Here is a 12292-nt window from a genome sequence, read left to right as displayed (position 1 = left end):
CGACCTGGACCAACGACATCAGCCACGGTGAGCTCCTGCGCACCAGCGCCGACCAGACCATGACGGTCGACCCGTGCAACCTGCAGCTGCTCTACCAGGGCCGCAGCCCCAGCTCCAACGGCGTCGAATACGGCCTGCTGCCCTACCGGCCGGGCCTGCTGACCCTCCAGCGCTGACCTCCTTCTCGTACGGCGGCGGGTCCGGCTGGGACGCTCCCACCACCGATACGACCACGACGGCCGGCAGATCGCGGATCTGCCGGCCGTCAGGCTGCTCACGGAACGTGCCCTGTCCGGCGCTGCCGACGCGATGCGATCGACGGGAGAGGGTTCATCGAGATGATCGCCCGTGAGAAGGTGCCCACGGGCGAGGTCAGTCGTGCTCCTCGGGGCACCTTGATCTACGACCCCCAGACTCGCCGAACTACCCCGGGCAGTCAGTCTGGCGACGACCTGACGACCTGACCGCGTCCGTCCTCGCACAGCGAGTGCGGCTGACCCGCGTGCGATCGACGTTTCGGTCATCGTCGGCCTGACCTGATCCAGGATGGTCCACGTGATGAATGATTCCGAATCGAACCGGTCCGGAGATTCCCTCAACGAGGACCTCCATGACGCGATCTTCGACGGCGATTCCGACGACGTGGAGGTTCTCCTCAAGCGCGGGGCGGACGCCGAGTCGCTCTTCCTGGACCATACGCCGCTCTGGCTGGCGGTACGGCGTGGAAACCGGGACATCGTCAGCGTGTTGCTGCGTGCCGGAGTCGATCCGTGGCGGTCGGTCATCGGGGGTCGCTCGGCGGGTTCGGTCGCGCTCACCGGGCCCCTGGCCGACCTGTTCGCCGATATCCCCGGTGCGCCTCCCGTCGATCCCGCGTGGATGCGTCGCCAGCGGCGGGCCGATGAGGTGGTCGCGCATTACGCGACCTGGTCGAAATACCGGGCACAAGGCGAGAGCTACGCGTTCGTCGCCGGCATCGATGAGGACACGGCCATCCGCCGATTGGGGCTCGACCCGGCGGACTGCCCGATCACCGACGGCGGTGACTACCGCCGCGCGCTCCCCGGGGTCGGCTACGAGGCGTACTGGCTGGGCACACCGCCCGGCGGATCCGGTGTCGCGCTGCTCAACCTTGTCGGGACCTGGCCGGGTAGTGGGCACATGTGGGGGCCACTCAGCTCGCCCGGGCCGGTGGTGGCGGTCTCCACCAATGTGAACGTCGACACGTGCATCGAGATCTGGCGTGACGGCGGCAATACCCGGCTCTTCCAGTCTCTCCAGGACCCTGATGACGAGACCACGACCGAGGAGTGGTTGTGCCGCTTCTACGACAGCTCTGACGACTCGGCGACCGGCGGAAGCAAGGGGCTGGCGCTTGGGACCCTGCTGACCGGAGTCCAGGTGGAGGAAGCCTGGCTGTTCGAAGCCCCGAAACGGCTTGTCGTCGTTCCCAGGACATAGCCGACGTGCGGAATTCTCTCGCCATGAGGGCGGCGGGCGTCCGAGGGCTGCGGCACGGCCGTGAAGGTCGGCGGGGGGCGAATGCGGGCTGCAGTGGCGGGCCCGGCTGGCCGTCGGTGGTCTTGCCGAGGGGGCTGCGTGCCCCCGGGTCGCCGTCCGCCCGGCCCGATCCCGGGCGGACGGCGTCTCCCCGCCGGGAGGTCAGGCGCGGGAGCAGGTGCTCCCGTTGAGGGTGAAGGCGGAGGGGGCGGCCGTGTTGCCGGTGTGGGTGGCCTGGAAGCCGATGTCCACCGAGCCGCCGGCCGGGATGGAGCCGTTGTAGTTCAGGTTCCTGGCCGTGACCTGACCGGTCGACGGCGAGTAGGTCGCGTTCCAGCCGCCGGTGATGGCCTGTCCGGACGGCAGGGTGAACACGAGCGACCAGCCGTTGAGCGCGGCGGAGCCGGTGTTGGTGATGGTGATCGCCGCGGTGTAGCCGGTGTTCCACGCGTTGACCGCGTAGCTCACCCGGCAGGGCCCGCCGGGGGTCGGCGTCGGCGTCGGGGTGGGCGTCGGGGTGGGCGTCGGCGTGGGGGTCGGACTCGGCGTGGGGGTCGGCGTGGGCGTCGGGCTCGGGGTGGGGGTCGCCGCGTTGAGGGCGTTGAGCACCGAGGTGTACGCGGCCTTCTTGTTGCCCGAGGAGTCGAACAGCAGCGGGTTCTCGCCGGTTCGCCAAGAGTCGCTGTCGCGGATGCCCCACACCGTGATGCCGTTGCACCGCCGCACGTTCATGCACGCGCGGGTGACCGTCGCGAAGATGTTGGCCTGGTTGGAGCCCTGCGCGACGTCCAGTTCGGTGATCTCCACGTCCACGCCCAGGTAGGCGAAGCGCTGGAGGTTGGCCTGGTAGTCACCGGAGATCGAGGTGCCCAGGTGGGACTGGAAGCCGACGCAGTCGATCGGGACGCCGCGCTGCTTGAAGTCGCGCACCATGTTGTAGATGCCGGTGCTCTTGGCGTTGATCCCGTCGGTGTTGTAGTCGTTGTAGCAGAGCTTGGCCCCGGGGTCGGCCGCCCGCGCGGCCCGGAAGGCCGCCTCGATCCAGTCGTTCCCGGTGCGCTGGAGGTTGGAGTCGCGGCGTCCGCCGCTGCCGCCGTCGGCGAAGGCCTCGTTGACGACGTCCCAGGAGTGGATCTTGCCCCGGTAGTAGGTGGCGACCCGCGTGACGTGGTTGATCATCGCGCTGCGCAGGTCGGAGCCCTCCATCCCGCGCGCCCAGGTCGGCTGCTGCTGGTGCCAGAGCAGGGCGTGGCCGCGGATCTTCATGCCGCGCGCGATCGCGTGGTTGGCGATCCGGTCGCCATTGCTGAAGTTGAAGCTGTTGCGCGAGGGTTCGGTGGCGTCCCACTTCATCTCGTTCTCGGCGGTGACCTGGTTGAACTCCCGGTTGAGGATGTTCACGTAGGTCGTGTTGCTGAGCCGGCCCGCCGCGATGGCGGCGCCGAAGTAGCGGCCCGACTGGGCGGCGGCGGCCCCCAGGGTGTCGGCCGCGGCCGAGGCGGACGGGGGTGTGACCGCCAGGACGCCGGCCCCGAGGGCCGCGGCGACGGCGACGACGAGCGTTCGGCGGACTGACGGAGCGATGGTCAGGATCGCAGGTGGGAGCATGCCGCTTCCTTGGAGGGGGTTCGAAGGCGTGGCCACGAAGCCGTGTTATCGCAAACATTTCTCCGTGACGCCCTGGCGAGGTGCGTTGTCGCGCAGTACACCCCGGTGGTCCGAACCCGGTCAACGAGGCGTCGCCGCCCACCTCCCCGAGCGATCGCCGGGGAGGTGGGCCCGGCCTGGGCAATCGACCCGGACGTAGATCGTCCGTGCAGGTGAAAATTTCACCGAAACCACCTGCTGGCGACCTTTGCTTTCGGCGGGACCCAGGACTGTCTCCCGGCTCGCACCGCCCCTCGGCGCAGGAGAGTGTGCCTGGTCAGCGAAACGTTTCTGATCCAACTCGATAATTTTCAGAACATTGTTCCATCAACGGCCGCTGGCAGATGCCGCGCAGGGCGGGACATCAGCGGAAACGAAGGCATCAACGGCCGAAACACAACCCGTAAACTTTCCGGCATGACCTCGACCGAGCCCTCCGCCGACGCTCTGACCCTCGCCGAGATCGCCGGGCTGGCCGGAGTCTCGGTGGCCACCGTCTCCAAGGTCGTCAACGGCCGTTCCGAGGTCGGTTCCCGGACCCGGGCCCTGGTCGAGGGGCTCATCCAGGAGCGGGGGCTGCGGCGGCAGCGGCGGCGCATCAAGCCGGCCGGCCTGCTGGAGGTCGTCTTCCACGAACTGGCCGGTGAATACCCGATGGAGATCGTCAAGGGCGTCAGGACGGCGGCGGAGCACCACGGCGTGAACGTGATCGTCTCCGAGCTGGGCGGACGGCACATTCCCGGTCAGCGGTGGATCAAGGAGGTGCTCGGCCGTCGTCCGGCCGGGATCATCACGGTGTTCTCCGGCCCGACCGAGGAGCAGCGCCTGCTGCTGGCCACGCGGGACATGCCCCTGGTCGTGCTCGATCCGGCGGGCGACCCGGGCCGGGGGGTGCCGTCGGTCGGGGCGACCAACTGGAGCGGCGGCCTGGAGGCCACCCGTCACCTGCTCGAACTCGGCCATCGCCGGATCGCGATGATCACCGGCCCCGATCTCGCCTTCTCCAGCCGGGCCCGCCTCGACGGCTACCGCACCGCCCTCGACGCCGCCGGCATACCGGTCGACTCGGCCCTGATCCGCCGGGGGTCCTTCCACATCGAGGACGGGGTCGTGCACGCCCGCGCGCTGATGGAGCTGGCCGACCCGCCGACCGCGGTCTTCACGGCCAACGACGGCATGGCGATCGGCGTCTACCGGGCCGCCCACGAGCTCGGGTTGCGTGTCCCCGACGACCTCAGCGTGGTCGGTTTCGACGACGTGGCCACGTGGAGGTGGGCCAACCCGCCGCTCACGACCGTCCGGCAGCCGCTGATGGAGATGGGGGCCACGGCCGCCGAGATGCTGGTCAAGCTGGCCACCGGGGAGCCGCTGCCGCAGCGGCGGGTGGAACTGGGCACCGAGCTGATGGTCCGGGGCAGCACGGCGGTGCCGAGAGGCTGAATTTTCGGTCGTCCACCTGCGCGTGCAGGTGAAATTTTCAGGACCCCCCGAAGATTCGCACAGCGTGTCGGCCGGTCGCTCGATGTCCGGTTTGACGCTTCTCGTCATCGGGCGTTCGTGTGTGCGGGAACACGACCCCCAGCACGACGCCGGAGACGAGATGATGGACGATCAGCACGACCCGGAGAGCAGCGGGCGGAGCCTGCTGAGCCGCAGAACCCTCCTGACCACGATGGGAACCCTGCCGGTGATCACGGCGGCGGCGACGGTCGTGGGGGCGTCGGAGGCGGCGGCCGCCACGGCCGTCATCGACCCCTCGACGCAGCGGCAGACGATCCGGGGCTTCGGCGGCATGGCCCACGCCGCCTGGATCGGCGACCTGACGGCCGCCCAGCGGGAGACGGCGTTCGGCACCGGCGAGGGCCGCCTGGGGTTCTCGGTGCTGCGCATCCCCGTCCCGGAGAGCTCGGCCGACTTCAGCCGCGACCTGGCCACCGCCCGGCGCGCGGCCGAACTGGGCGTGCTGGTCTTCGCCTCGCCGTGGAACCCGCCGGCCTCGATGATCGAGACCTTCACCCGGGGCAGCCAGACCAACGCCAAGCGCCTGCGGTACAACGCCTACGCCGCCTACGCCCAGCACCTGAACGACTTCACCACCCACATGCGCAACAACGGCGTGAACCTGTACGCCATCTCGGTGCAGAACGAGCCCGACTACGCCCACGACTGGACGTGGTGGACCTCGGCCGAGATGCTGCGCTTCCTGCGGGAGAACGCCGGCTCGATCTCCACCCGGGTCATCGCGCCCGAGTCGTTCCAGTACGTCAAGAGCATGTCCGACCCGATCCTGAACGACGCCGCCGCGCTCGCGAACGTGGACGTCATCGGCGCCCACCTCTACGGCACGTCCTACTCCAACTTCCCCTACCCGCTGTTCCAGCAGCGGGGCGCGGGCAAGGAGTTGTGGATGACCGAGGTCTACTACCCCAACAGCAGCGACTCGGCCGACCTGTGGCCGCAGGCCCTGGACGTGGGAGAGCACATCCACCGCGCCATGGTCGACGCGGAGTTCCAGATGTACGTCTGGTGGTACATCCGGCGTAGCTACGGCCCCATGCGTGAAGACGGCCAGATCAGCAAGCGCGGCGCGATGATGGCGCACTACGCCCGGTTCGTCCGCCCCGGCTACGTGCGCATCGGCGCCACGGCCACCCCCGCGTCGAACGTCTACGTGTCGGCGTACCGGAACGGGAGCACGGTCGTCATCGTGGCGATCAACAAGAACACCTCGGCGGTGAGCCAGCAGTTCACCATCGCGGGCAGCACCGCCACCAGCGCGTCGTCGTGGGTGACCGACGCGAGCCGGAACGTCGCGCCCCAGGGGGCGACGGCCATGACGAACGGCTCCCTCACGGTCACCCTGCCCGCCCGCAGCGTGACGACCTTCGTGACCAGCAGCGGCCCCCTACCCTCGCCCACCCCCACCCCGACCCCCACGCCGACGCCGAGCCCCAGCGGCACCGGGCAGTTCCGGGTGGCGTACACGATGAACGCCTGGAACAACGGGTTCACCGCGAACATCAGCATCACCAACACGGGCTCGTCCACGGTCAACGGCTGGACGCTGGTCTTCACCCTGCCCTCCGGGCAGGCGATCACGTCGGGCTGGAACGCGACCTACTCGCCCTCCAGCGGCCAGGTCAGCGCGGTCAACGTCGGCCACAACGCCACCCTCGCCCCCGGCGCGACCATCGACGTCGGCTTCCAGGCCACCCACACCGGCAACACCGCCGAACCGGGCGCGTTCACCCTCAACGGCGTTCCCTGCACCGTGGTCTGACCTCCTCCCGGATCACCCGCGCGGCGGCGGTGGCGGCCGTTCCCGCGTCCATCGCCCAGCCGCGCGTGTACGCCGAGGCGAACTCCTCTTCGCCCAGTGCGGCGCGGCCCCGGTCGGTGAGTTCGCGGACCCGGGGATCGGTGTGGTCGTGGGCGCCCCGCAGCCGGGCGGCGGCGCCCAGCAGCACTGCCGACTCGTGCCGCCGCCCGCGCGCCTCGGCGAGCGCGGCCGTGGTCACCACCACGAGCGACAGGACGGGCAGTTCACCGGTCGCCAGGGCCGCCGCCCGCGCCTCTCGCAGCGCCTCGGCCGCACCGTCCGGGTCGCCCCGCGCCAGGCGGAGGGCGGCCCGCGTGTTCTCGACGGACGTCCGGGCGTGGTCCGAGAGGAGGGCGGTGGTGCCGAGCAGGGCGTCCGCCCGGTCGAGGTCGCCGAGCCGGATCCGGAGGCCGGCCTCACACGCGTCGATCATGACCAGCGGCTCCGTCGACGACGCGCGCTCCCTGGCGGCGCCGATCAGCGCCAGCGCCGCGTCGGCGTCGCCGCGCCGCAGGTGCAGGTCGATCCAGCGCAGGTCGCCGCGGATCCGGTCGCCGAGGTTGAGCGAGCCGAACTCGCCGGCCAGCCTCCCGGCCTCGCGCAGGTCGGCGAAGGCGCCGTCGAGGTCGTCGTAGCGGCGGAGCCGGGCCCGCATCGGCAGGGTGGCGGCCTGGCCCCAGCGGTCGCCGGCCTGCCGGAAGCGGGCCAGGGCCGCCTCCACGTGGACGCGCACGCGGTCGAGCGCGCCCGCGTTCTCGGTGATCTCGGCCTGGAACATGTGGGCCAGCCCGGCCAGCCACACGTCGTCGCCCTCGGCCAGACGCCGGAAGACCGGCAGCGCGGCCTCGGCGTCGTGCAGGAACAGCAGGACCGCGCCGAACACGCGGTGGTGACCCGCCAGCCCGGCGTGCGCGAGCAGCCGGCCGGCCAGTTCCCGCGTCTCCGCCGGGTCGGCGGCCTCCTCGCCGGTGACCTCCGGAAGGACGTCGGCCCGGTTGAGCAGGTAGGCGGCGCGGGCGCAGTCGCGTTCGGCGGACGGCCCGCCGCCCGGCACGGCCAGCGCCTCGCCCAGCCAGTGGGCGGCGTCGGAGTGGCGGGCGAACATCTGCCAGTACCAGACCAGGTTGAGGGCGAGGGCGATCGCGCCGGGGGAGTCGGGGGCGGCACACCGGTGGCGCAGGGCGGCCAGGGTGTTGTCGTAGTCGGCGCCGATGACCCGCATGGCCGTGAGCTGGCCGGGCCCGCGCAACAGGGGGTCGTGGCGGGCCGTCAGCTCGGTGAAGTGGGCGGCGGCCAGGTCGCGGACGGTGTCGAGGTCGCCGGTGGCGGCCAGCCGGTCGGCGCCGTACTCGCGGATGGTCTCCAGCATGCGGTGGCGGCCGGGGCCGGTGGCGAGCTGGAGCAGCGACCGGTCGACGAGGGCGGCGAGCAGGCCGGGGATCTCGGCGGGGGGCACGGCGGTGCCGGCGCAGACGGCGGTCGCCGAGGCGGCGGTGACACCGCCGGGCAGGATGGAGATCCGTTCGGCGACCGTGCGTTCGTGGTCGTCGAGGAGGTCCCAGCTCCAGGCGATGACCGCACGCAGCGTGCGGTGCCGGGGCGGCGCGGTGCGGCTGCCGGTGGTGAGCAGCCGGAACCGGTCGGTGAGCCCGTCGGCCAGGTCGGGCAGTGCCAGCGTCCGCAGCCGGGCGGCGGCCAGTTCGAGGGCCAGCGGCAGCCCGTCGAGGCCGCGCACCACGCGCACGACGTCGGGGAGCGTGGTCTCGTCGACGTCGAATCCGGGCCGCACGGCGGCCGCCCGCTCGGTGAACAGGCGCACCGAGGCCGTCTCCTTGGCCCGTCCGACGTCGTCTTCGGGGGCGGGCAGCGCGAGCTGGGCCAGCGGCAGGAGCGTCTCGCCGTCGACCGCGAGGGGTTCGCGGCTGGTGGCGAGCACCCGCAGTCGCAGGCAGCGCGACAGCAGCGCCACGACCAGGTGCGCCGCGGCGTCGATCACGTGCTCGCAGTTGTCGACCAGCAGCAGGCCTTCGCGGCGGCCGAGTTCGCCGACGAGGACGTCGAGCTCGTCGCCCTCGACGCGCGTGCGCGCGTCGAACATCGGGCCGCGCGGTCCGACGGCGGCCAGCACGGCCGCGGTGGTCTCCGCGGGTTCGGTCACGGACGCCAGGTCGACGAGCCAGCAGGGTTCTTCGCGGCGGCGGGCGGCCTCCAGCGCGAGCCGGGTCTTCCCGCTGCCGCCTGGCCCGACGACCGTGACCAGGCGCCCGCCACCGAGCAGGGCGTCGAGGCGGGCCAACTCGTCGTCACGGCCGACGAAGCTGGTCAGAGGCGCGGGCAAGGTGGTCGCGGACGGCTTCGGAGCCGGCCGGCCGGGGCGCAGCAGCCGCAGGTGGCGCTCCCGCAGGGCGGTGCCTGGATCGGCGCCCAGGACGTCGGCGAGGGCCCGGCGGGTGCGCTCGTAGACGGTCAGCGCCTCGGCCTGCCGTCCCTGGGCGGCGAGCGCGTCCAGCAGCGACGCGGCCACCCGCTCGTGCACCGGCTGCTCGGCCAGCAGCGCGGTCAGCCGGGCGGCGGCCGGCTCGGGCCGCCCCAGTGAGGTCTCGGCGTCGGCGAGGTCGGCGACCGCCTCGATCGACATCTGGGCCAACCGGGTCGCGACCGCGGGCGCGACCGACGCGACGACGGCGGGTTCCGCGCCGGGACGCTCGCCCCACAACGCCACGGCCTCGGCGAGGGCGGCGCGGGCGGCCTGCGGCTCACCGGCCCACAACCTCTCCCGGCCGGTGGCGACGAGCCGCTCGAAGCGCACCACGTCCACGTCGTCGGGGTCGACCACCAGCCGGTAGCCGCCCGCCGCCCACACGACGACGTCGGCGGGACCGAGGGCGCGGCGCAGCCGGGAGACGAGCGTCTGCAGGGCGTGGGCGGGGACGGCCGGCGGCTCCGCTCCCCAGACGGCGTCGACCAGGACGCCGGGCTCGACCGCGCGGCCCCCGGCGAGCGCCAGCCGGACGAACAGGCCCCGCAACCGCGCGCCCGGCACGGCCAGGACGGCCCCGCCGCGCGACACCCGCGGCGTGCCCAGCAGTGTGACACGAAGTCGCGCACCCTCGTCCATCGGCCCATCTTCGCGTGCTCTTCCGCAGGTCCCAAACCGGGCGGCGGCCGTACGAGCGCCGTGACAGCGCCGTGTGAGCGGCCGGCCCCAGTCTTCGCAGACCACTTCCGGACCTCAGGAGGAACCGTGTCCGACGTACAGAGCCGCGCGGCCGGGGCGGCGCTCATGGCCAGTGCCGGCGTCTACTTCACCGCCGAGTTCGTCGCGGCGGCGGCCTGGACGGACCCGCCCTACAGCTACACGCACCACTTCATCAGCAACCTCGGGGTGCACGGCCCCACGACGGCGTTCGGGCAGTACATGTACTCGCCGCTCGCCTGGGTGATGAACACCGGCTTCTTCCTGTTCGGCCTCGCCGCGCTGGCCGGCGTGGTCCTGCTGAGGGGGCTGCCCGGCCGCCGCCGCCTGCCGATCGTCGCGATGGGGGTGCTGCTGGCGGCCGGGGGCGTCGTCCTGGCGTTCTTCCCCGGGTCGGGCGACACGACGAGCACCGCGACCGACTTCCACGGGCTTGGCGCCTTCTCGGCGTTCGTCGGCGGCAACGTCCTGGCCGTGCTCCTCGGCACGGCGCACCGGCTCCTCGGGCTGTCCCGCAGGCGCGGCCGGGTCCTGGTCGCGGCGGGGGTGATCGGCCTGGTCTCGCTGGCGGGCTACATGGCCCTGCTCGAATCGGGCGTGGGCCTCCTCATCGGACTGGTCGAACGCGGCGTCGTCTATCCGTTCCTGATCGGCCTCGCCCTGGCCGGGGCGGCGCTGCGGAGACGCCCGGTCACGGCCTGATCGCCAGGATCACCGTGAGTCGGAGACCAGCCCGGTCCGGTACGCCAGGACGACGGCCTGGACCCGATCGCGCAGGTCGAGCTTGGTCAGAATCCGGGACACGTAGGTCTTCACGGTCTCCGTCGTGATGGACAACCGGGTGGCGATCTCCGCGTTGGACAACCCGGCGGCGAGCTGCCTGAGCACCTCCAGCTCGCGACGCGTCAGGACGTCCACCACCTGCGCGCCGGGCGGGGAGGCGGGGCGCACCCGTTCGGCGTAGTGGCCGATGAGGGCGCGGGTGACGGCGGGGGCCAACAGGGAGTCGCCCGCGGCGACCGTGCGCACGCCGTCGATCAGCGCGGCCGGGTGGGCGTCCTTCAGCAGGAAGCCGCTCGCCCCCGCGCGGAGGGCCTCGTAGACGTATTCGTCGACGTGGAAGGTGGTGACGACGAGGATCTTCGCCGGGTTCGCGGCGCCGGGGCCGGCCAGCCGCCGGGTGGCCTCGATGCCGTCCACGACCGGCATCCGGATGTCCATCACGATCACGTCCGGGTTCAGCCGCCGGGCGGCCTCCACGGCCGCGCGGCCGTCGGCCGCCTCGCCGACGACCTCCATGTCGGGCTGGGCGTCGAAGATGGTCACGTATCCGGCGCGCACCAGCGCCTGGTCCTCACACACGAGCAGCCGGATCACGTGTCACTCCTCGACGGGATGAGCGCGTGGACGGTGAACCCGCCTCCGGGGCGTGGCCCGGCGGCCAGTTCGCCGCCGAGTAGCCGCAGCCGCTCACGCAGCCCCGCCAGGCCGCGTCCACCGCCTTGGCCACCCGCCGCGACGGGGCCCTCCGTCGTGACCTCGATCTCGATGTGGGTGTCGCCGTGGCGGACCAGCACGGCGGTCAGGTGCCCGGCCGCGTGCTTGAGCGCGTTGGTGAGCGCCTCCTGGACGACCCGGTAGACGGCCAGTTCGACGTCCACACTCCGCGCGAGCGGGTGGCCGTGCTCGGTCCACTCGACGGGCTGGCCGGACAACCGGGCCCGTTCCACCAGGTCGCCCACCGTGCCGAGGGCCGGGGTGCGGTCGGCCGCCGGCCCGCCGGTGGCCTCCAGGACGCCGAGCAGGGCACGGAGCTCGGTCAGCGCGCGGCGGCCGGTGCCGCTGATCGCCGTGAGCGACTCGCCGGCCCGGTCGGGTGCGCCCCGCAGCAGGTACTGGGCGGCGTCGGCCTGGACCACCATCGCGGTCACGTGGTGGGTGACCACGTCGTGCAGTTCGCGGGCGATCCGGGTGCGTTCGGCGACCGCGGCCGCCTCCGCCGACAGGCGCCGCCGTTCGGCCTCCTCGGCCCGCCGCCGGCGCACTTCCGCTCCGGCCGTCCAGGTCACCGCCAGCACCAGGGAGAACGCGACGAAGTCGGGGATCCGCTGCGGCGAGCCCAGCAGGTGGAGCACCACCGCCAGAAGGACGTAGGCGGCGGTCGCCGCGACCGGCGTCGTCCGGCGCAGCCGCGCCTGGTGGGCCCCGGCGCTGTACAACGCCACGTAGAGGCCGACCGTGCCGAACGTCGAGGGGAGGGCCAGCGCCTGGTGCAGCGCGAACGCGCCGCCGACGACCACCAGGCAGGTGCCGGGCCATCGGGTGCGGACGGTCAGCGGGACGGTCAGCGCCAGGGTCACGGCCACGGACAGGGCGTCGGGCGGGCGCTTGGGCAGGTCGCCGATCTCGGCCCCGATGACCGACACGGTCGGCACGAACGCCAGCAGCGTGAGGAGCGCGGCGAGCAGTATGTCCCTTCTGGCCGGCATCCGACGAGCCTAGCTGTACTTGGCCGAGATCTTGGTGACACATGGCGATCGGTGATTGATCATGAAGAAGACCTCCGGGCGTAGTGGAGTTTGCCGCTTCACCCACGCACGGAGGTCTTGATGGGTCACGCTAACGCCCGG

9 protein-coding genes are annotated in these 12292 nt (G+C 72.3%); 5 read left to right on the top strand and 4 right to left on the bottom strand.

What is annotated here, in order from left to right:
• Together GT755_RS38215 and GT755_RS38210 are read left to right on the top strand one after the other, a co-directional pair.
• On the top strand, window positions 1-176 hold a 176-nt coding region (locus tag GT755_RS38215; protein ID WP_268903658.1), incomplete at its 5' end, for a non-reducing end alpha-L-arabinofuranosidase family hydrolase.
• 382 nt (window positions 177-558) lie between these two features.
• Window positions 559-1461, top strand: coding sequence for an ankyrin repeat domain-containing protein (locus tag GT755_RS38210; RefSeq protein WP_161484427.1), 903 nt, complete (start codon window positions 559-561; stop codon window positions 1459-1461).
• Window positions 1462-1662: 201 nt separating this feature from the next.
• On the opposite strand, the gene GT755_RS38205 is transcribed toward GT755_RS38210, so the two are convergent.
• Window positions 1663-3108 carry an endo-1,4-beta-xylanase gene (locus GT755_RS38205; RefSeq protein WP_161484426.1) on the bottom strand — a complete coding sequence of 482 codons (1446 nt, stop codon included), beginning with the start codon at window positions 3106-3108 and terminating at the stop codon, window positions 1663-1665.
• Window positions 3109-3564: 456 nt separating this feature from the next.
• Between GT755_RS38205 and GT755_RS38200 the strand changes: the two genes are divergently transcribed.
• A complete protein-coding gene (locus tag GT755_RS38200; RefSeq protein ID WP_161484425.1) occupies window positions 3565-4587 on the top strand; it encodes a LacI family DNA-binding transcriptional regulator in 1023 nt (340 codons plus the stop codon).
• 91 nt (window positions 4588-4678) lie between these two features.
• Window positions 4679-6427: a cellulose binding domain-containing protein gene (locus tag GT755_RS38195; RefSeq protein WP_328794762.1), complete on the top strand. Its 1749-nt coding sequence runs from the start codon at window positions 4679-4681 to the stop codon at window positions 6425-6427.
• On the opposite strand, the gene GT755_RS40850 is transcribed toward GT755_RS38195, so the two are convergent.
• On the bottom strand, window positions 6399-9584 hold the full coding sequence (locus tag GT755_RS40850) for a BTAD domain-containing putative transcriptional regulator (protein ID WP_161484424.1): 3186 nt from the start codon (window positions 9582-9584) through the stop codon (window positions 6399-6401). The two genes, GT755_RS38195 and GT755_RS40850, sit on opposite strands and share 29 nt — an antisense overlap.
• 126 nt (window positions 9585-9710) lie before the next feature.
• Between GT755_RS40850 and GT755_RS38185 the strand changes: the two genes are divergently transcribed.
• Window positions 9711-10364 (top strand): DUF998 domain-containing protein, encoded by a 654-nt coding sequence (locus GT755_RS38185; protein WP_328794761.1) that lies wholly within the window; start codon window positions 9711-9713, stop codon window positions 10362-10364.
• 9 nt (window positions 10365-10373) lie between these two features.
• Here GT755_RS38185 and GT755_RS38180 read toward each other — a convergent pair whose 3' ends face one another.
• A complete protein-coding gene (locus GT755_RS38180) occupies window positions 10374-11039 on the bottom strand; it encodes a response regulator (protein WP_161484423.1) in 666 nt (221 codons plus the stop codon).
• Window positions 11036-12151, bottom strand: coding sequence for a sensor histidine kinase (locus tag GT755_RS38175; RefSeq protein ID WP_161484422.1), 1116 nt, complete (start codon window positions 12149-12151; stop codon window positions 11036-11038). Before GT755_RS38175 ends, GT755_RS38180 begins: the two co-directional genes overlap by 4 nt.
• Window positions 12152-12292: the final 141 nt, after the last annotated feature.

Origin of the sequence: Herbidospora solisilvae, assembly GCF_009901565.1 — a bacterium.
Taxonomy (GTDB): domain Bacteria; phylum Actinomycetota; class Actinomycetes; order Streptosporangiales; family Streptosporangiaceae; genus Herbidospora; species Herbidospora solisilvae.
This window is presented reverse-complemented; position numbering and strand designations above follow the sequence as displayed.